Below are 20229 nucleotides of genomic sequence, written 5' to 3'. Positions count from 1 at the left end.
CGCACCTGGCGATGGGGCATAATCAGGGCTCTCTCCAGGCAAAGGCCCCCGCCGATGAAGACCCTGATGCTGGCTTCCCTGCTCCTGCTCGCTGGCTGCGCCAGCATGGGTGGCGCAGGTGCTCCCCCGGTGGACGTCAAGGGCGCCGATGTCTCCAAGCGCACCATGGACAACGGCGATGTCATCGAGGAATACCGTGTGTCCGGCCAGCTGCGCATGGTCAAGGTGACGCCATCGCGCGGTGCTCCGTTCTACATGTACGACAAGAACGGCGACGGCCGTTTCGACAACGACAAGGACGGTGTGTCGCCGGTGTACTGGAAGCTGTACAGCTGGTGAGGTGACCGGGGTTGTGACCGGGGTCGGATCCCTTTCCACAGGAAAGGGCTCTGACCCCCTCAGGGTGATTGGCACGGCCCATCCACGCATGGCGTGGATCTACCGGGACAACGAACGTGGGTCCACGCCATGCGTGGGTGACCGCCTATCAGTAGATCCACGCCATGCGTGGATCCGCCCCCGATCCCCCACAAAAAACAACGCCGGCGCGCATCCTGCGGCCGGCGTCGGGTCCCCTCCCCGGGAACGCTTGAATCTGCGGGTATGGATCAGCGGATGACCAGCACCGGCAGCGTGCTGCGTGCCAGCACTTCGGCGGTCTGGCTGCCCAGCAGTACACGGGTCACGCCACGGCGGCCGTGCGAGGTCATCACGATCAGGTCGCTGTTGCGCTCGCCGGCGGTCTCGATGATGCCGTCGGCCGCATAGCGGTCCAGCACGTGTACCGGGTTGGCGGTGATGCCCTGCTCGGCGGCCTTGGCCAGCGCCGGCTGCAGTACCTTCTGCGCCCCTTCCTCGCGGTCGGCCTTGTACTCGGGGCTGTTCATGTAACCCACGCTCCAGCCCATGGCGTCGTACATGCCGACCGCCCACGGCTCGGAAACAGTGACGATATCGACCTCGGCGTTGAGGTCCTTGGCCAGCTCCAAGCCCTTCGCCAGGCCCTTGTCGGCCAGCTCGGACCCGTCGGTGGCAATCAGGATGCGCTTGTACATGGTGGGGCTCCGTGGCGGTCTGCCAGATGGGAACGACACCATTGCACACCGGATGTGGAGGCGGCGCCTTGAGCAGGATCAATCCGGCGTCGCGCAGCGGCGTGTGCGCACCGTCACGTGGTCCGGGGGACAGGCCCGGCCCGCCCTTCTCTGTAGAGCCGAGCCCGTGCTCGGCTGCTTCTGGCGGGAAAGGCAGCCGAGCATGGGCTCGGCTCTACAACAACGTCGCTCAGGCGATCTGCACGATGCGCGCGTTCTGGCACAGCGGGTAGCTGGCCACGAATCCGGCGATCGCATCGCGCATCACCTCGAACGATTGGCCGTACATGTACAGCGCGGTCTCGGTCGGGCCCTGCCACCAGCTGCAGATCTCGCCCAGGCCGTCGATGCTCTCCGACAGCTGCTCGAACACGTGGTTGGAATCGCACTGCTCGTAGACTTCGTCCGGCAGGTTCAGGCCATCCAGGTAGATGCCCAGGCCCTCGGTCACGCCGAAGCTGAGGTCGGCCTCGCCCGCGCCGTGGATCTTCGAGCCCTTCGGTGCACCCAACTGCTCCAGCAGGTCGATCAGCTTCGGCACGCCATCGGCATCGACCAGCGCCACTTCGATGTCGCCGTATTCGACCTCACCCAGATCGGACATCGCAGTGCCGCCGCCCGTCAGCTCGCCCACCTGGGCCGCCTGCAACAACGCGTCAAGCGGATCCTCGAACAGTTCATGGCGATGTTCGGGTTGCAGCTTGGCATTCAACGTCACGGTGACGTGCAGGGTGGGTTCGGTCATGGGGGCGTTCCTGGAAGAAGTACCGCCTATTGTAGAGCCGGGCCGATGCTCGGCTGCTTTTCGCGCCAGATGCCGCCGAGCATCGGCTCGGCTCTACAACAGCCCGTCAACGCAGGAACGGAGTGACCTTGCGCTTCAGCAGCTCAACCAGCACCGGGTCCATGTAGTCGTAGTCGTCCGGGATATCCAGGCAGATCACCCGCTTGCCGTTCAACCAAGTCTTATAACGGCTGGACAGCCGGTTGCGGTGGGCGCGCTCCATCACGAACACCAGGTCGGCCCACTGCAGCAGCTCAGAGCTGAGCACTTCCTCGGCGTCAGCCAGCAGCCCGGCCGAGGCGGTCTCGATGCCCGGCCAATCGGCGAATACCTGCTCGGCGGTGGGGCTGCGCAGGCGGTTCTGGCTGCAGAGGAAGAGCACGTTGCGGGTCATGCGCGCAGCCTAATCGGGGCCGGATCCCTTTTCCAACGGAAAAGGCTCCGGCCCCAACCACGTGCATTCCGCGATGGGGTCAGAGCCCTCCCTGCGGGAGGGATCCGACCCCTGAACGGTGATCAGATCACCGTCAGGTTGGCGTAGGCCATCACCAGCCACTTGCTGCCGGCATCAGCAAACTCGACCTGCACGCGGGCGTGCGCGCCGCTGCCTTCATAGTCGGTCACCATGCCTTCGCCGAACTTGGGATGGGTGACCAGCGCGCCGAGCTTGACTGGCGGCGCCTCGATCGAAGCATGGCCCATCACCCGGCTGGCGCCCATCGAGGCCGGCCGCGAGACCTGCACCTTCGGGCGCACTTCGTGCAGCAGCTCGCGCGGAATCTCGCGCAGGAAGCGCGACGGCAGGCTGTAGTTGTCCTGGCCGTGGATGCGGCGCGATTCGGCGTAGCTCAGCACCAGCTTCTGGCGCGCGCGGGTGATGCCGACGTAGGCCAGGCGGCGCTCTTCCTCCAGCCGCCCGCTTTCCTCCAGCGAACGTGCGCTGGGGAACAGGCCGTCTTCCATGCCCGCCAGGAACACCAGCGGGAATTCCAGGCCCTTGGCCGAATGCAGGGTCATCAACTGCACACCGTCCTCGCCGGCCTGCGCCTGGCCTTCACCGGCCTCCAGCGCGGCATAGGCCAGGAACGCGACCAGCTCGTCCATGTCCTCGCCCACTTCCTCGATGTCGTCGGCGCGGCGCACGAAGCGCGAGGCCACCGAGACCAGTTCGTCGAGGTTGTCGGTGCGCGATTCCGAATCCAGCGAATTGCGGCTTTCCTTGCTCCAGTGCTCGCGCAGCTGCGAGCGGGCCAGCACGTGGTCCACGCGCTCGGCCAGGGTCATGTGCACGGTCTGCGCCTGCAGCTCGTTGACCAGCCCCAGGAAGCCGGCCAGTGCATTGCGCGCGCGTGCGGCCAGCGCGTTGCCCTGGGTGACCAGCATCGTTGCTTCCCACAGCGAAATGCCCTGCGCGCGTGCCTCGCGGCGCACTTCGTCCAGCGTACGATCGCCAATGCCACGGGTGGGCGTATTGACCGCGCGCTCGAAGGCAGCGTCATCGTTGCGGTTGGACAGCAGGCGCAGGTAGGCCAGCGCGTCCTTGATTTCGGCACGCTCGAAGAAGCGCATGCCACCGTACACGCGGTACGGCACCTGTTCGCTCAGCAGCGCTTCTTCCAGCGCGCGCGACTGCGCGTTGCTGCGGTAGAGCACGGCCACTTCGGTGTAGCTGCCACCATCGCGCACCCATTGGCGGGCACGCTCGACAATGTAGCGCGCCTCGTCCATCTCGTTGTACGCGGCGTACAGGTCGATCGGCTCGCCGTCGCCGCTGTCGGTCCACAGCTGCTTGCCGATGCGATCCGGGTTGTGTGCGATCACCGCGTTGGCTGCGCCGAGGATGTTGGCGGTGGAGCGGTAGTTCTGTTCCAGGCGGATGGTCTGCGCGCCCGGGAAGTCGCGCAGGAAGCCCTGCACGTTCTCGACCTTGGCACCGCGCCAGCCGTAGATGGCCTGGTCATCGTCGCCGACCACGAACACGTGGCCGGAATCGCCGGCCAGCACGCGCACGAAGGCGTACTGGATGGCATTGGTGTCCTGGAACTCGTCCACCAGGATCTCGCGGAAGCGGGCGCGGTAGTGCGCCAGCAGCGCCGGGTTGTCGCGCAGCAGTTCATGCGCGCGCAGCAGCAGCTCGGCGAAGTCGACCAGGCCGGCGCGGTCGCAGCGCGCCTGGTACTCGATGTAGGCCTGGCGCATGGTTTCCAGCCACGCGTCGTGCGGCTCGGGCTGGATGTGCTGCGGGCGGCGACCCTCGTCCTTCTGTTCGTTGATCCACCACGCGATCTGCTTGGCCGGGTACTTGCCGTCGTCCAGTTCCAGCGCCTGCACCACGCGCTTGACCAGCCGCAGCTGGTCATCCGAATCCATCACCTGGAAGCCTTCGGGCAGCTTCGCGTCCTGCCAGTGCAGGCGCAGCAGGCGGTTGGCCAGGCCGTGGAAGGTACCGATCCACATGCCACGGCTGCCATTGGGCAACTGTGCGTCGATGCGGTGGCGCATTTCGCCGGCCGCCTTGTTGGTGAAGGTCACCGCGAAAATGCCGTGGGTCGGCACGCCGTCGACTTCATGCAGCCAGGCGATGCGGTGGGTGAGTACGCGGGTCTTGCCGGAACCGGCACCGGCCAGCACCAGGTGGTGGCCGGGGGGAGCGGAGACGGCTTCGCGCTGGGCCGGGTTCAGGCCATCAAGCAGGTGGGAGACATCCATGCCCCCATTTTACGGCATCGCCGTCGCGGCTCCTGCGACCACCTGGGTGGCCAGTGCCTGCGCCTGCTGACGCAGTTCAGGCACCGCCAGGCTTTCCCACAGGCTGCCGATGCGCAGGCTGCCAAGTACGCCCAGCCGTGCCTGCGACTGGCCACCGGCCGCACGCAGGCGGTCGCCCGGCACCGTGCTGTCCAGGCCCAGCCCATGCGGGCCGGGGCGGGCCAGGCCATCGGCCTGCAGCTGCTGCAGCAGCGGATTGCGCAGCGCGCTGGCGCGGGTTTCCACACCGGTGGCGTTGATCACCCCGCTGATCGTCCACTGCTGATCCTTGCCGGAGGCATCACGACCCGACAGCCGCAGGGCATCGCCTTCGCGGCCGACGCGTTGCAGGCGGGACCGGTGAATACGCAGTTGGCCGCTTTCGATCAGCGCCTGCAGCTGTGCGTCGACCTCTTCGGCGATGCGGTGGCGGTGTACGTCCCAGTAGCGCACCACATGGCGCAGGAAGCGGCGCTGGTCGGCCGCGTCGAGGCTGCACCACAGCGCCTGCCCGTGCGGACGGATGCGGTCCATCACGCCCTGCCACGGCAGGCCGTCGGCCTGTGCCTGGCGTGCGAACCCGCGCAACGCGCGCAGGCGCTGGCGCAGGTTCATCGGCAGCAGCGTGGCCGGGTCGAACGTGGGCAGGCCACCATGCGCATGCGGCAATGGCAACAGGCCATGGCGCGAGACCACGTGCAGCGGGCCGGTGTGGCCGGCGGCGACCAATGCCAACACGGTGTCGGCCATGCTCAGGCCGGACCCGACGATGGCCACGGCCTGCTCGCCGGCCAGGGTGCGCACGCCGTCGTAGTCCCAGGCCTCGATCACGTCATCGGCGGGCAGTGCCTCGGCACCGGCTACCGGCAGCGGCCGCATGCTGTTGCCGGTGGCCAGCACCGCCTGCGCGGCGTGCAGCGTGCTGCCATCGCCGAGTGTCAGCTGGTAGCCATGGTCATCCGGCTGCAGGCCCAGCACCGGCTGCGCGATCACCTGCAGCTGTGCCGGGCTGGTCGCAGCGGCCTCCTGCAGGCGCTGCTGCAGATAAGCCGCAAAGTAGTGGCGGCATACGTAACGCTCGCCGAGCACCTCGCGCGCCTCGCCCGGGTAGGCGTTGGCGGCCATCAGGTAGTCGAGGAAATCGCCGGGCTGGTCGGCAAACGCACTCATCTTCGCCGACGGCACGTTCAGCAGGTGCTCCGGCCACGGCGTGGCGTAGGCGATGCCCTGCGCCAGCTGCGAGGCGGGTTCGAAGATGGCCAGCGCCAGCGGCGCCTTGGCCTGGCGCAACACCTGGATCGCCACCAGCACCCCGGCCGCACCACCACCGATGATTGCCAGGTCCAGTTCGCCATTACGCGGTGAATCAGTCATGTGCCAATTGTAGGCCATCGGCGATGACGGGCCGGATTGCCGGAATGGGCGGCCGGCATTGCTTCACATCAACGCATCGGCCAGCCGTGCAATACCTTCGCGGCTGCGCCGCCACGCAGGGCGGCTGCGCCACTGCTGCAGGTCCAGCTGCCGCGACTCGCGCAGGTAGCCATCCTCGATCGCGCACAGCTGCTGCACCAGCGCGCGGTCGTAGCAGATCAGGCCGATCTCGGCATTCAGCGCGAACGAGCGGATATCCATGTTGATCGAGCCGAGCACGGCGATGTCCTCATCCACGCTCATGTGCTTGGCGTGCAGGAACTGCGGCTCGTACAGCGCGATGCGCACGCCACAGCGCAGCAGCTCATCGTAGTAGGCCTCCTGCGCCCACGACGTCAGCCGCTGGTTGTTGCTGGCAGACAGGATCAGCTGCACCTGCACGCCGGACAACGCCGCAATGCGCAAGGCGCTGAGCGTAGCTTCGTCCGGCACGAAGTACGGGGTGACCATCACCAGCCGGCGTCGCGCCAGGTGGATCAGCGCGGCTACCGCGTCGCGCGCGTTGCTGTACGGGTAGGCCGGGCCGCTGGGCAGCAGCTGGGTGGCGATGTCGTCGCCGCATTCGGGCACATCGGTGATCACATCCAGGCGCTGGCCGGTCTCCATGTACCAGTCGCTGGCGAACACCGCTTCCAGATGCGCCACCGCCGGGCCACGCACGCGCGCCACCAGCTCGCGGTTGGGGTGACCGGGCACGAACTGCGGGCCCGCCAGGTTCTGCGAACCGACATAGGCCACTTCGTTGTCGATCACCGCGATCTTGCGGTGGTTGCGCAGGTCCATGCGCCCGCTGCGGCGCCAGCGCAGGCCACCGGGCAGCATCGCGCGCACTTCGATGTCGCGCGCCTGCAGGCGCTTGCGATAGGCGCGCAGGCCACGCTTGGCGCCCACCGCATCGAGCAGCACGCGGCACTGCACGCCACGCGCGGCGGCACGCTGCAAGGCCTCGACAATGGCCTCGCCGACCGCGTCATCGAACATCAGGTAGTACAGCAGGTGCACGCGGTCTTCGGCCTGGTCGATGTCGGCGATCAACGTGCGCAGCGACTCGTCGTAGTCGGTCAGCAGATCGACGGCGTTGCCGTGCACCGGCATGAAATCGCCCTGGCGCTGCACCAGCGGCACGATCTCGGCGCTGGCGGTGTCGGGCTGCGGAGTCCAGCGCAGGCGATGCTGCAGCGCCTGCTCCTCACGGATCACCTGCGAGGCCTCGGCCTGGCGGCGGATGCGCTCGCGCGACAGCCACGGATGGCCGAACAGCAGGTACAGCGGCAGGCCCAGCAGCGGTACGAAGCCGACCAGCAGCAGCCAGCTGCGCGCCGCGCCGGGCGTGGTGCGGGTGGGAATCCAGCACAGCGCGACCAGCCGGATCAGCCAGTCGATCAGCAGCAGGTAGGAACCCAGCAACCACTCGAACAGCATCGTGTCGCCCGTCGGGAGGTGATGGGCCATTCTGCCCACCGGCCTTTGTAGAGTCGAGCCGCGCTCGACTGCGTTGAAGCAGCGTGCCAACCAAGGTTGGCACCTACCGGGGGCGGGGACCGCGTGTCGACCAAGGTCGACTCCTACCGGGCACGGGGACAGCATGTCGGCCAAGGTTGGCATCTACCGAGCACGGGGACAGCGTGTCGGCCAAGGTTGGCAGCCACCGGGTGTGGGAACAGCGTGCCGACCAACGGTCGGCACCCACCACCTGGATGCCAGACATGAAAAAACCCGCCACAAGGGCGGGTTTCTTCGCGGGGACCAGCAATCCTTGCGGATTACTTGATCTTGCCTTCCTTGTACAGGACGTGCTTGCGCACGACCGGATCGTACTTCAGGAATTCCATCTTCCCCGGGGTGTTCTTCTTGTTCTTGTCGGTCGTGTAGAAGTGGCCGGTACCGGCCGAGGAAATCATACGGACCTTATCGCGCTTGCCTGCCATGATGCTTTACTCCTCAGACCTTTTCGCCGCGCGCACGCAGCTCAGCCAGAACGGAATCAATGCCGTTCTTGTCGATGGTGCGCAGTGCATGCGCGGAAACACGAAGCTTGACCCAGCGGTTCTCGCTGGCCACCCAGAAACGGCGCTCGTGCAGATTCGGCAGGAAACGACGACGGGTCTTGTTGTTGGCGTGCGAGACGTTGTTACCCGTCTGCACTCGCTTGCCGGAAACCTGGCATACGCGGGACATTGCGCACCTCGATAGTAGTAGTTGTCAGCCCGTAGCCCGGGAGACGGCGGCCTCGATGGTTGCCCACCACACGTCAAGAGAATCAAAGGGTTACGCTGGCGTTGGGCGGCCGGGGACGTGCTCCCGGGGGCGCCGCCCGGTAGAAAACCGGACACAGCGAGCCGCGCATTATGCACGGGTTCAAGCACTTGCGCAAGTTACCCACAGGCTGCGGCTGAACCGGCAGGGCCGGGAGCCCGCCAACCGGCATACTGCTCCGGTTCACTGCGGAGCTTCCCATGCGGCTGCTGGCCCTGACCTACGGAACCGAAGGCGATACGCGTCCCCTGGCCATGCTCTGCCATGGGCTGATCGGCGCAGGCCACGAGGTGACACTGCTTGCCGATGGCGGCACCCTGGGCAGCGCGCAGGCACTGGATGTGCCCCATGCGGCTCTTGAAGGTGACATCCATGACGAAGTGGTCGCGCTGGTCTCGCGTGGCAACGGTGTTGCCGCCGCCAGTAGCGGGCTGGCACGGATGGCGCTGCAGCATGTCAGCGGCTGGATGCGCCAGGCCGATGCCGCTGCCGAAGGCTGCGATGCGATTCTGACCGGTGGCCTGGCGGCCTTTGTCGGCATGAGCGTGGGCGAACGCCGCGGACTGCCGGTCATCGGCACCGGCATGATCCCGCTGACCCCGACGCGGGCCTTCCGCTCTCCGTTCCTGCCACCGGGACGCTCGCCGGGCTGGTTGAACCGCGCCAGCTATGGGCTGGTCAACGGCCTGATCTGGCGCCAGTTCCGTCGGCCGATCAACGCAGCTCGCAAGCAGCTGGGGCAATCGCCGCGCCGCTCGCTGTGGCCCGGCCTGCCGATGCTCTATGGCATCTCGCCGCAGCTGCTGCCGCCACCGGCGGATTGGCCGGCCGACCACATCGTCTGTGGCCAATGGCGCCTTCCTGATGCGCCCTGGATACCCCCGGCCGATCTGCAGGCCTTCCTCGATGCCGGCCCGGCGCCGGTGTATCTGGGCTTCGGCAGCATGACCGGCTTTGATCGCGAGCGCGTGTTGCCGGCCCTGCTGCAGGCGCTGGCGCCACGCCGGGTGCTGCTGTTTCCTGGCTGGGTGGGACTGCCTGCGATGCGCTTGCCCGATTCGGTCTTCGTACTGGGGCCGACTCCACACGAAGCGCTGTTCCCGCGTTGCGCATTCGCCATCCACCACGGTGGCAGCGGCACCACGCATTCGGCCTGCCGCGCCGGTGTTCCTTCGCTGGTGATGCCGTTCGCCGCCGATCAGTTCTTCTGGGCTGATCGTCTGTATCGGTTGCGGGTGGCACCGGCGCCGCTGTCAGTGAAGCGACTGGATGCAGCGACGCTGGCGGCAGCCATCACCTTTGTTGAAACCGACGCAACGCGTACACGCGCTGCTGCCTTGGGCGCGGCGATGAGCCATGAGGACGGGGTGGCATGTGGCGTAGCAATGATCGAACGCCGGTTGCGGCCGGTGTGACATCGGCCAGGCCTCAGCGCAGGTGCGGAATCACCTGCGCCAGCAGGTGCGCATCCTTCAACGCGCCATGCAGGCCGCGCTGGCTGGGAATGCGCAGGCGCTGCAGCACATCATCCAGCTTGTTGCCCTGACCCGGCCAGCGTCCCCGCGCAAGCTTCAGGCTGCAGGTGATGCGGCAGTGCTGGGCCAGCGTGCCGGGGATGCCGGACAGGCGCAGCTCGTTGTCCAGGAAGCCCACATCGAAGGTAGCGTTGTGCGCGACCATCTCGCTGCCGCGCAGGAACTCCAGCAGTTCGACCGCCTTGCTGGAGAACAGCGGCTTGCCCACCAGCATCGCATCGCTGATGCCGTGCACGCGCTGTGCGCCCCAATCCACCTTGCGCTGCGGCTGCAGGTAGGTGTGGAACTGGCGGCCGGTGAGCTGGCCATCGATCAGTTCGACGGCACCGATTTCGATCACCCGGTGCCCCAGGCGGTGGGAGATGCCGGTGGTTTCGGTATCCAGTGCGACGATGCGGCTCATGCGTGAGGCTGTTTCCTGTTGCGTGCTGTGGTGATTTTCGCACGCCCGGTGTGTGTCACCCCAGCGCCTCCACCACCCAATCGATGAACACCCGCAGCCGCTGGCTCATGTGCCGGTTCGGCGGGAACATCACATGCATCGGCATCGGCGGCAGCTGCCAGTCCTGCAACACCGGCAGCAGCTCGCCGCGCGCCACGTGCGGCTCGGCCATGTAGCTGGGCAGCGCCACCACGCCCAGCCCCGCCAACGCAGCGGCCAGATAGGCGTTTCCATCATCGAAGCCGACCGTATAGCGGCCCTGCACCTCAACGCGCTCATCGCCGCGCTGTGCAACGAACACGCGTGCGCGGCCACTGCGCGGGCTGAGGAAGCCGACCATGTGGTGATCGGGGCCTTCCAGCGCGCGCGGATCGGTCGGCAGGCCGAAACGCTGCACATAGCCGGGGCTGGCGTGGAAACCGATCGGCAGGGCGCCGAGCGGTCGCGCCACCAGTGCCGGGTCGGTCGGGGTGCCACCCCGGATCACGCAATCGACGTTGTCTGCGATGACGTCGACCTCGCGGTCGCTGACGCCGATGTCCAGCTGGATCTCCGGGTAGCGCGCCTGGAAATCCGGCAACGCCGGCACCAGCCGCAACCGCGCGTACGGCCCGGGCACATCCACGCGCAGCCGCCCGCGTGGCTGGGTGGCCGCGTCGCCCAGCCCGCCCTCCACTTCTTCCAGCTCGGCCAGCAGGCGGGCGATGCGCGGGTAGTAGGCCGCGCCGTCGGCGGTGACGCTGACCCGGCGCGTGGTGCGGTTGAGCAGGCGCAGCCGCAGGTGTGCCTCCAGCTGCTGCACCAGCTGGGTGACCGTGGTTCGGCTGATCTGCAGGGTCTGCGCGGCGCGGGTGAAGCTGCCGGTTTCCACTACCCGGGCAAAGGCCCGCATTGCCTCGAAACGGTCCATGGCGGGCCATGATTGTTTGGAATTGGCAATCAATCTAGGCCGATCATCGCGGTTTATCCAGACAGCACTGACGCGGAGGATGGCGTTCTCTCCCACGGGATCTTCCCCATGTCACAGCGTGATGTCGTTTTCCCCGCCGGCCGCCAGGCCCTGTACGAGCGCAACCGCTACTCGCCGGCGATCCGATCCAATGGCTTCCTGTTCGTCTCCGGCCAGGTCGGCAGCCGCGAGGACGGCTCGCCCGAGCCGGATTTCGAAACCCAAGTGCGCCGCGCCTTCGAGAATCTCAATGCGGTGCTGGCCGCTGCCGGCTGCACCTTCGATGACGTGATCGACGTGACCGTGTTCCTGGTCGATCCGGAAACCAATTTCGAGAAGACGTGGGCGATCGTGCCCGAGTACTGGGGCGAGGCGCCGCACCCGACCCTGACCGGCATCGGCGTGACCTGGCTGTACGGGTTCCAGTTCGAGATCAAGGTGATCGCGAAGCTGCCTGCAGACCGGTAGTGCCGGCCGCTGGCCGGCAGCAAGGTGTCGGGGCCAGAGCCCTTTCCGGCGGAAAGGGATCCGACCCCGCGCCCGGCCCAGCTGAACGGGAGATTCCGACGTATTCCCGAAGCGTCCATTGATATTGTATCCGGCGAAAACCGCTTGCTAGCCTCCCTTCCATGCGCCGGATCGCCCGCCACCTTCGCTCGTACCTGATGCTGCTGCTGATGGCGGCATTCGTGGTCGTGCCGGTGGCCGACGCGCTGGCCTGCACGGTGGAACCGCACGCCAGCACGGTGCACGTGGAGTCCGCACCGGATGCCGATGGCGATACCGACGGCAAGCATGTTGGTGCCTGTGGCCACAACCACTGCCACCACTCCAACCTGAGCCTGCCGGCCAGTACCCTCGCCGCCTTCGGTGCGCCACTGCCGGCGCGCTGGATGAATGCCGGCGACGCGGCGACCTATGCGGTCGCCCAGGATGAATTGACGCGTCCCCCCCGGGCGTGAGTTGAGCGCGTCCCGCGATTGCGGGCTCCCGTTTCACTCACAACCGGAATCCCCCTATGTCGATCCTGACACCTCGGTCGCCGCGCGCGGCCGGGCTGGTCGTCGCTGTGTTGCTGGGCCTGGCCCCGGCGGCATCGGTGATGGCGCAAGCCGCCCCTTCCTACGACGCCCTGCTTGAACGCCTGGACCAGCTGCCCGGCACCCGTGTGGGTGCGGCGCTGGCCGAGGCCGCCGACGCGCGCGCCGACCAGGCCCGTGCATTGCCCAACCCTTCCCTCTCCTACTCCGCTGAAAATGCCTGGGGCACCGGCTCCTATGGCGGCATGGGCAAGGCCGATACCGTGCTCACTTTGTCCCAGCCGCTGGAGGTCTGGGGCCAGCGTGGCGCGCGCGTCCGTGCCGCCCGGGCCGAAGCACAGGCCGCCAACCTGCGTGGTGCCCAAAGCCGCAGCGACGTGGCCAGCCAGCTGGCGGTGGTCTACGCACAGGCGGAAAGTGCACTGCGCCGCTACACCCTGGCCGAAGAAGCACTGACCCTCACCCGCGCTGACGCCAACGCCGTCAACGCGTTGGTCAAGCAGGGCCGCGAACCGCAGCTGCGTGCGGTGCAGGCGCAGAGCGAGGTGGCCAACGCCAGCGCCGCGCTGGATGAAGCGCAGGCGTTCCGCGATGCCGCGCTGGCCCGCCTGGCCGGTGCTGCACTGCTGGATGCACCGGTGCAGTCGATCAACGACAGCCTGCTCGACCGTGCGCCGCCGCTACCGCGTGGCGCCACCGACGTGGCACTGGCGGTGCGCATCGCCGAAGCCGAAGCCGATGCGGCGGGCAAGCTGGTCGAGGTGGAGCGCAAGCGTGCCCTGCCCGACCTCAGTGTCACCGCCGCGCAGACCCGCTTCCGCGAAGGCGGCGAGCGTGCCTACAACCTCGGGGTCAGCCTCAGCATCCCGCTGTTCGACCGCAACCGCGGTGGCATCCGCGCCGCCAATGCCGACCAGCGCGCGGCCGAAGCGCGCCTGGACCAGCAGCGCCGCGACAGCGAGGCCGAGCGCCTCTCTGCGGTGGCCGGGTTGAAGGCCGCCAGTAGCCGTACCCGCGCCGCTGATGAAAGCGTGGTCGCCGCCGAAGAGGCATATCGCCTGGCCCGCATTGGCTTCGACGCCGGACGCATCTCGCAGCTGGAACTGCGCAGCACGCGCAGCGCCCTCATCGCCGCCCGCGGCACCGCCGTGGATGCGCGCCTGTCGCGCGTCGCCGCGGAAATCGATCTTGCCCGCCTGGAAGGGCGCGCACCCTTTGTGGAGGCTCCATGACTCTCTCCCGTACTTTCCCGCTGATCGGCGGCGTGCTGCTGACCGTCCTGCTGGCTGGCTGCGCCGGCAACGCGCAGACGCCTGCCAATGAAAACCCCGCTGCGGCCAAGGCCGGCACCGACGATGGCCACGGCCATGCCGCCGGCAGCAAGGAAGCCAAGGCAGAAACCGCGAAGGCACCTGCTGACGCCGACGAAGGCGTGGTGCAGCTGACCCCGGAGCAGATCAAGGCCTCCGGTATCGAAGTGGTCGCGATCGGTCGCGGTGGCGGTGGCTCCACGCGCCTGTCCGGCCGGGTCGAACCGTCGGTCGGTGCACGCGCCTCGGTGGCGTCGACCGTGACCGGCCGCGTCGAACGCGTTCTGGTCGCACCGGGCACCGCGGTGAAGCAGAACCAGGCACTGGCGATCGTGGTCAGCGGCGAAGCGGCGGTGTTCCGCGCCAATGCGCTGGCCGCAGCGGCCGAAGCCGAAGCCGCGCGGCTGGCCTATGGCCGCGACAAGGCGCTGGTCGACCAGGGCGTGGTCGCCCGCCAGGAGATGGAAGCCTCGCGTGCACGTTCGCTGGCGGCACAGGCCCAGGCTGCTGCCGCGCAGGCCCAGGCCGCCGCCAACGGTGCGCCCGATGCCAGCGGTCGCGTGCGCATCACCAGCCCGGTGGCCGGCATCGTTGGCAACGTGCAGGTCACCCCGGGCGGCGTGGTCGCCGCCGGCAGCGCGGTGGCCGACGTCGCCGACCCGACGATGAACGAGCTGGTGTTCACCGCACCGCCGGCGCTGGCCGCGCAGGTCACGCCCGGCATGAAGCTGGAAGTCAGCGTGCCGGGTGGCAGCTTCACCGCCACCGTCACCGGTTCGGCCGCCGATGTGCGCCAGCAGGGCGGCGTCGCGGTCATCCGTGCCACGCCGGTGGATGCCTCGTTGCCGCCGGCAGGTTCGCCGGTATCGGCGGTGGTGGTCACCGAAGGCCAGGACGACTCGCTCAGCGTCCCGGCCGATGCAGTGCAGAACGTCGATGGCAGCAGCGCGGTGTTCGTCGCCGTCGAAGGCGGCTTCAAGGCGCAGCCGGTGCTGGCCGGCCGTCGCGCTGGTGAACGCATCGAGATCCTCGGTGGCCTGACCGGCAGCGAGCGCATCGTTGGCAGCAACGCCTTCCTGCTCAAGGCCGAGCTGGCCAAGGGCGAAGCCGAGCACGGCCACTGAGGAGGCGACCATGTTCAAGCTGATCATTGAAACAGCGGTGCGCCACCGCTGGCTGGTGGTGTTCATGGCGGCGCTGATCGCCGCGGTGGGCCTGTTCCAGCTGGGCAAGCTGCCGATCGACGCGGTGCCGGACATCACCAACCGCCAGGTGCAGATCAACACGGTGGCACCGGCGCTGACACCGGAGCAGATCGAGCGGCAGGTGACCTATCCGCTGGAAACCGCGCTGGCCGGCATTCCCGGCCTGACCACCACGCGTTCACTGTCGCGCAATGGCTTCTCGCAGGTGACCGCGATCTTCACCGATGCGACCGACATCTACTTCGCCCGCCAGCAGGTGGCCGAACGCATGCGCGAGGCATCTGAAGACCTGCCCGATGGCGCGTCGCCGATGCTGTCGCCGGTTACCACCGGCCTCGGCGAAGTGCTGATGTGGACCGTGGACTTCACCACGTTCGATCCGGCCAGGTTGGCCAAGCCGGGTGAAGCCGGCTGGCAGGCCGGCGAGGTCTACCGCACGCCGGAAGGCAATCTGCTGCGCACGCCGGAAGAACGTGCGACCTACCTGCGCACCGTGCAGGACTGGATCATCGCGCCGCAGATGCGTTCCAGCCCGGGGCTGGCCGGCGTCGATACGGTCGGTGGCTACGTCAAGGAATATGGCGTGCATCCGGACAGCGCCCGACTGGCCGCGCACGGCCTCGGCCTGGCCGATCTGGTCACCGCCCTGCAGCGTTCCAACGTGCAGGCCGGTGCCGGTTTCGTGCAGCGCGCCGGCGAAGGACTGGTGGTGCGTGCCGATGGCCTGGCGCTGACCACCGAGGATCTGGCACAGGCCCCGGTGGCGACCCGCAATGGCGTGGTGGTGCGCGTGGCCGATGTGGCCGAGGTCGAGCTGAGCCGCGCGCCGCGCCTGGGTGCGGCCAGCCGCAACGGCCATGAAGCCGTACTGGGTACCGCGCTGATGATTGCCGGCGGCAACAGCCGCACCGTGGCGCAGGCCGCTGCGGCGCGCCTGGAACAGGTGAACAAATCGCTGCCGGCCGACATTGTGGCCGCGCCGGTGCTGGACCGCAGCGTGCTGGTCAATTCCACCATCAAGACCGTGGCCAGGAACCTCACCGAGGGCGCGCTGCTGGTGGTGGTGGTGCTGTTCCTGCTGCTGGGCAACCTGCGTGCAGCGACGATCACCGCGCTGGTGATTCCGCTGTCGTTCCTGTTCGCAGTAATCGGCATGAACCGCTTCGGGATCAGCGGCAACCTGATGAGCCTGGGTGCGCTGGACTTTGGCATCCTGGTGGACGGTGCGGTGATCGTGGTCGAATCGACCCTGCTGATGCTGGGCCAGCGCCGCGCCGAACTGGGCCGTGCGTTGACCGCGATGGAGCGGCTGCGCGTGGCCGCCGATTCGGCGATGAAGATGGCGCGCCCTGCGGCCTTCGGCCAGCTGATCATCCTGCTGGTGTTCGCGCCGATCCTCACGCTGGAAGGTGTGGAGGGCAAGACGTTCCACCCGATGGCGGCGACCTTCATGCTGGCCCTGGTCGGTGCCTTCCTGTTCTCCTTCACCTTCGTTCCGGCGATGGCCGCGCTGCTGGTGCGCGAGCCAAAGGTAAAGGACGGCGATACGCATGCCGAAGGTGGCGAGCACGAGACGAAGCTGATCCGCGTGCTGCGTGCACGCATCGAACCGGTGGTGCGCAAGGCCGTGGCGCATCCGCGCACGGTGCTGGCCGGTGCGGTGATGATGGTGGTGGTGGGCATCGGCGCGTTCTCGCTGCTGGGCCGCGAGTTCATGCCGACGCTGGACGAAGGCAACGTGGCGATGCAGGCCCTGCGCGTGCCCTCGACCTCGCTGGAGCAGTCGCTGGCGATGCAGCTGGCTTTGGAAAAAGCAATTGCCAAGCAGCCGGAAGTGGAAACCGTATTCTCGCGTACCGGTACCGCCGAGGCGGCCATCGACCCGATGCCGACCAACATCTCCGACAGTGTGATCGTGCTGAAGCCGCGCAAGGACTGGCCCGATCCGACGCTGGCCAAGGACGCACTGGTGGCGCGCTTCGAAAAGCTGGCCGGGCAGCAGCTGGGCAACAGCTTCGAGTTCAGCCAGCCGATCGAACTGCGCTTCAACGAGCTGATCTCCGGCGTGCGTACCGACCTGGCGGTGATGATCTTCGGCGATGACTTCAGCCAGCTGCAGAAGGTGGCCGATCAAGTGGCGCTGAAGCTGCGTGCGGTGAACGGCGCGGCCGACGTGCGGGTGGAACAGATCTCCGGCCTGCCTACGCTCAACGTGGCGATCGACCACGTGGCGGCGGCGCAGTACGGGCTGACCGCCGCAGACGTCAGTGATGCACTGTCCACCGGCATCGGCGGCACGGCGGCCGGCAAGATCTTCGAGGGCGACCGCCGCTTCAACGTGGTGGTGCGCCTGGACGATGCCTCGCGCAACGATCCGGACCAGCTCGCGTCACTGCCGATCGCCACGCCGTCAGGGCTGGTGATTCCGCTGTCGTCGGTGGCGCGCATCACGGTGAGCGAAGGGCCGAACCAGATCAGCCGCAACAATGGCAGCCGCCGTGTGGTGGTGCAGGCCAATGTGCGTGGCCGCGACCTGGGCGGCTTCGTCGGCGAGGCACAGGCAGCGGTGGCCGACGTGGCACTGCCGCCGGGTGCCTACCTGACCTGGGGCGGTCAGTTCGAGAACCTGCAGCGCGCGGAGAAGCGGCTGGCGACGGTGGTGCCGGTGGTGTTCCTGCTGATCGGCAGCCTGCTGTTCATGGCCCTGCGCAGCGGCAAGGAAGCCATTCTGGTGTTCAGCTGCGTGCCGTTGGCGCTGGTTGGCGGCATCCTCGCGCTGCTGCTGCGTGGCATGCCGTTCTCGGTGTCGGCAGCGGTGGGTTTCATCGCGGTATCCGGCGTGGCCACGTTGAACGGCCTGGTGCTGATGCAGGCGATCCGCGAACGCCTGGATGCCGGTGACCTGCCGCTGCAGGCAGCGATCAACGGTGCATCGAGCCGTATCCGTGCGGTGCTGACCACGGCGCTGGTGGCGATCGTCGGCTTCATTCCGATGGCGATTGCCAGCGGTTCCGGTGCGGAAGTGCAGAAGCCGTTGGCGACGGTGGTGATCGGTGGCCTGATCACCGCCACCGTGCTGACCCTGCTGGTGCTGCCGACCTTCGCGGCGCGGGTAGCCAAGCCGCGGGCGGTGGGGTGAAAGACCACGGGGTCGGATCCTGTGATCCGACCCCGTTTCCCGGTCCGAGGTAGTGCCGGCCGCTGGCCGGCAATGTCGAACGATCGCGGTGCGTGCAGGTTGCCGGCCAGCGGCCGGCACTACCCGGTAGCGGTCAGGCCTTCTTGCGCTCGGCGATGTAGGCCTGGATCTGCTGTTCCAGCACCGGCAGCGGCACCGAGCCCTGCTTGAGCAGGGTGTCGTGGAAGCCCTTGATGTCGAACTTGTCGCCCAGTTCCTTCTCGGCCTGCGCGCGCAGGCGCACGATGGCGATCTCGCCCAGCTTGTAGCTCAGCGCCTGGCCCGGCCAGGAAATGTAGCGGTCCACTTCGGTGGTCACTTCATGCTCGCTCAGCGCGGTGTGGTCACGCAGGTAGGCCAGCGCCTGCTCGCGGGTCCAGCCCTTGCTGTGCACGCCGGTGTCGATCACCAGGCGCGCGGCGCGCCACATCTCATAGGTCAGGCGGCCGAAATCCTCGTACGGGGTTTCGTAGATGCCCATTTCCACGCCCAGCTTCTCGCAGTACAGCGCCCAGCCTTCGCCATAGGCGGAGATGTAGGCATTGCGGCGGAACTCGGGCAGGTTCTTCTGCTCGGCGGCAATGGCGCCCTGCAGCGCGTGGCCCGGATCGGACTCATGCAGGGTCAGTGCCGGCAGGTTGTACAGCGGGCGCGACGGCAGGTTGTAGGTATTGAGCCAGTAGGTGCCCATGCCACCACGGCCGGCGGTCCAGAACGGCGCGATATCCGGCGGCACCGGCACGATGGTGAAGCGCGCGCGCGGCAGCGTCATGTACTTGCCGAGCTGGCCGTCCGCCCGCTTGGAGATCCACGCGGCACGCGACAGCAGCTCTTCCGGCGTCCTGGCATAGAACTGCGGATCGGTACGCAGGAAGGTCAGGAACTCGGCGAAGCTGCCCTTGAACTTCACCTGCTTGATGATGTCGTTCATTTCCTTCTGGATGCGTGCGACTTCATCCAGGCCGATGCGATGGATCTCGTCCGGCGACAGGTCCAGCGTGGTGTATTCGTGGATCTGCTGCTTGTAGTACGCCTTGCCATCAGGCATCGCTTCGGCGGCCAGGGTGGTGCGCGCCTGCGGCACGTACTCGTTGACGAAGAAGGTGCGCAGCTGCTGGAACGCCGGCACCACCTTGCCGCTGATCGCTTCACGCGCCTGCGCCTGCAGCCTGGCCTGCTCGGCGGCCGGAATGCTGTTGGGCAGTTTCTTGAACGGCGCGTACAGCGGCGACTCGGTGGGATCCATCAGCTCGGCGACGGTGGCGATGGAGACCTCGCGGCCATCGAGCACGGCACGCGGCACGCTGAAGCCACGCTTCAGGCCGGCACGCATGTTCTCGGTCTGCTGGCCGAAGTATCGCGGCACATCGTTCAGCCGTGCGATGTAGTTCTGGTAGTCCTGCACGGTCTTCATCTCGCGCCGGGCCATGAAGGACAGGTTGGACCAGAACGAGGAGTCGGCGTTGAAGGGCATCTCGTAGCCGCGCAGGCGCGTCTCTTCGGCCAGGTTGAACACCTGGTCGTGGTAGATCGCGTAGTTGACCTGGTTGTCGGGCGACAGGGTCTTCGGGTCGATCTTCTTCAGCGCGGCGAGGGTCTCGTCCCACACCTTCAGGCGCGCCTGCTGCGCGGCCGGGCCGACATCGGGCATGCGGGTGGCATTGGCCGGCGCGTCTTCGTCTTCGCTGGCCTCGCCGCCGCCCTGCTGGCGCCACTTCCATTCCTTCTCGTACAGCGCGCGGAAGGCGGCATCGGCGGGCGATTCGGTGGCCACGCTGGCCGGTGCGGCGGTGGCAGGCGGCACGGCAAGGGCCACGGCGAGCGCGGACAGGGCAATCAGCAGGGCAACGGCAAGACGGGTTTTCACGAGCACAGGTTCCCGGGAAGGCAGACCCCGATGATGGCACCGCCCACGGCCCGTGGCATGGGACGAAGGTCCTGCCTGCGCAGCAGGCAGGACCGGGCCCCGGCCGCAGGTCGGGGCCCCAGCGCCGAAGGCGCGTGGTAGAGCCGACTGTCAGTCGGCTGCTCTTCCGCCACATGCTGCAAACCCCGCGCTCCGCGCGAAAGTCGACTGACAGTCGACTCTACCCACAGCAGGCAGGACCGGGCCCCGGCCGCAGGCCGGGGCCCCAGCGCCGAAGGCGCGTGGTAGAGCCGACTGTCAGTCGGCTGCTCTTCCGCCACATGCAGCAAACCCCGCGCTCCGCGCGAAAGTCGACTGACAGTCGACTCTACCCACAGCAGGCAGGAC

General features: G+C 67.7%; 18 protein-coding genes. 7 read left to right on the top strand and 11 right to left on the bottom strand.

What is annotated here, in order from left to right:
* Positions 1-54: 54 nt before the first annotated feature.
* Entirely contained in the window at positions 55-339 is a 285-nt protein-coding gene (locus tag AC5P6X_RS17735; RefSeq protein ID WP_005411628.1) for a DUF2782 domain-containing protein, read from the top strand.
* Positions 340-608: 269 nt separating this feature from the next.
* Here the strand turns inward: AC5P6X_RS17735 and AC5P6X_RS17730 are convergent, their stop codons facing one another.
* From AC5P6X_RS17730 to rpmB, 8 genes are all read right to left on the bottom strand, one after another.
* Positions 609-1055 carry a universal stress protein gene (locus tag AC5P6X_RS17730; RefSeq protein ID WP_005411629.1) on the bottom strand — a complete coding sequence of 149 codons (447 nt, stop codon included), beginning with the start codon at positions 1053-1055 and terminating at the stop codon, positions 609-611.
* Between the two features lie 229 nt (positions 1056-1284).
* Positions 1285-1839 (bottom strand): thioredoxin domain-containing protein, encoded by a 555-nt coding sequence (locus AC5P6X_RS17725; RefSeq protein ID WP_049448193.1) that lies wholly within the window; start codon positions 1837-1839, stop codon positions 1285-1287.
* Between the two features lie 106 nt (positions 1840-1945).
* Positions 1946-2272: a low molecular weight protein tyrosine phosphatase family protein gene (locus AC5P6X_RS17720; protein ID WP_088435755.1), complete on the bottom strand. Its 327-nt coding sequence runs from the start codon at positions 2270-2272 to the stop codon at positions 1946-1948.
* Between the two features lie 122 nt (positions 2273-2394).
* Entirely contained in the window at positions 2395-4587 is a 2193-nt protein-coding gene (gene uvrD, locus AC5P6X_RS17715) for a DNA helicase II (RefSeq protein WP_099605362.1), read from the bottom strand.
* A 9-nt stretch (positions 4588-4596) separates the two neighbouring features.
* Positions 4597-6018: an FAD/NAD(P)-binding protein gene (locus AC5P6X_RS17710; RefSeq protein WP_049448185.1), complete on the bottom strand. Its 1422-nt coding sequence runs from the start codon at positions 6016-6018 to the stop codon at positions 4597-4599.
* A 45-nt stretch (positions 6019-6063) separates the two neighbouring features.
* Positions 6064-7482, bottom strand: coding sequence for a cardiolipin synthase (gene cls, locus AC5P6X_RS17705; RefSeq protein WP_049448183.1), 1419 nt, complete (start codon positions 7480-7482; stop codon positions 6064-6066).
* A gap of 341 nt (positions 7483-7823) precedes the next feature.
* The gene (gene rpmG, locus AC5P6X_RS17700; RefSeq protein WP_169411268.1) at positions 7824-7991 is read right to left on the bottom strand and encodes a 50S ribosomal protein L33; all 168 of its coding nucleotides are present in this window, start codon (positions 7989-7991) and stop codon (positions 7824-7826) included.
* 10 nt (positions 7992-8001) lie between these two features.
* Positions 8002-8238: a 50S ribosomal protein L28 gene (rpmB, locus tag AC5P6X_RS17695; protein WP_005411638.1), complete on the bottom strand. Its 237-nt coding sequence runs from the start codon at positions 8236-8238 to the stop codon at positions 8002-8004.
* A gap of 278 nt (positions 8239-8516) precedes the next feature.
* Between rpmB and AC5P6X_RS17690 the strand changes: the two genes are divergently transcribed.
* On the top strand, positions 8517-9731 hold the full coding sequence (locus tag AC5P6X_RS17690) for a glycosyltransferase (protein ID WP_329762715.1): 1215 nt from the start codon (positions 8517-8519) through the stop codon (positions 9729-9731).
* Between the two features lie 13 nt (positions 9732-9744).
* Here the strand turns inward: AC5P6X_RS17690 and dnaQ are convergent, their stop codons facing one another.
* The gene (gene dnaQ / locus AC5P6X_RS17685) at positions 9745-10254 is read right to left on the bottom strand and encodes a DNA polymerase III subunit epsilon (RefSeq protein ID WP_062605322.1); all 510 of its coding nucleotides are present in this window, start codon (positions 10252-10254) and stop codon (positions 9745-9747) included.
* 55 nt (positions 10255-10309) lie between these two features.
* Positions 10310-11203 (bottom strand): LysR family transcriptional regulator, encoded by an 894-nt coding sequence (locus tag AC5P6X_RS17680; protein ID WP_123959258.1) that lies wholly within the window; start codon positions 11201-11203, stop codon positions 10310-10312.
* Between the two features lie 108 nt (positions 11204-11311).
* On the opposite strand from AC5P6X_RS17680, the gene AC5P6X_RS17675 reads away from it, so the two are divergent.
* From AC5P6X_RS17675 to AC5P6X_RS17655, 5 genes are all read left to right on the top strand, one after another.
* Complete coding sequence (locus tag AC5P6X_RS17675) at positions 11312-11710, top strand: RidA family protein (protein WP_059035926.1); 399 nt, start codon at positions 11312-11314, stop codon at positions 11708-11710.
* Positions 11711-11871: 161 nt separating this feature from the next.
* On the top strand, positions 11872-12204 hold the full coding sequence (locus AC5P6X_RS17670) for a hypothetical protein (RefSeq protein ID WP_088429526.1): 333 nt from the start codon (positions 11872-11874) through the stop codon (positions 12202-12204).
* A 56-nt stretch (positions 12205-12260) separates the two neighbouring features.
* Positions 12261-13514 (top strand): TolC family protein, encoded by a 1254-nt coding sequence (locus AC5P6X_RS17665; RefSeq protein ID WP_043034425.1) that lies wholly within the window; start codon positions 12261-12263, stop codon positions 13512-13514.
* Positions 13511-14716, top strand: a complete 1206-nt coding sequence (locus AC5P6X_RS17660) for an efflux RND transporter periplasmic adaptor subunit (protein ID WP_062605319.1) — start codon at positions 13511-13513, stop codon at positions 14714-14716. Before AC5P6X_RS17665 ends, AC5P6X_RS17660 begins: the two co-directional genes overlap by 4 nt.
* A 10-nt stretch (positions 14717-14726) precedes the next feature.
* Positions 14727-17936, top strand: a complete 3210-nt coding sequence (locus AC5P6X_RS17655; RefSeq protein ID WP_329762716.1) for an efflux RND transporter permease subunit — start codon at positions 14727-14729, stop codon at positions 17934-17936.
* Positions 17937-18069: 133 nt separating this feature from the next.
* Here AC5P6X_RS17655 and AC5P6X_RS17650 read toward each other — a convergent pair whose 3' ends face one another.
* Complete coding sequence (locus AC5P6X_RS17650) at positions 18070-19842, bottom strand: DUF885 domain-containing protein (RefSeq protein ID WP_329762717.1); 1773 nt, start codon at positions 19840-19842, stop codon at positions 18070-18072.
* Between the last annotated feature and the right edge of the window lie 387 nt (positions 19843-20229).

It is taken from the genome of Stenotrophomonas sp. YJH_SMC_40 (genome assembly GCF_059368615.1).
The sequence above is the reverse complement of the archived record's forward strand: the minus strand, read 5'-3'. Positions and strand labels throughout refer to the sequence as shown.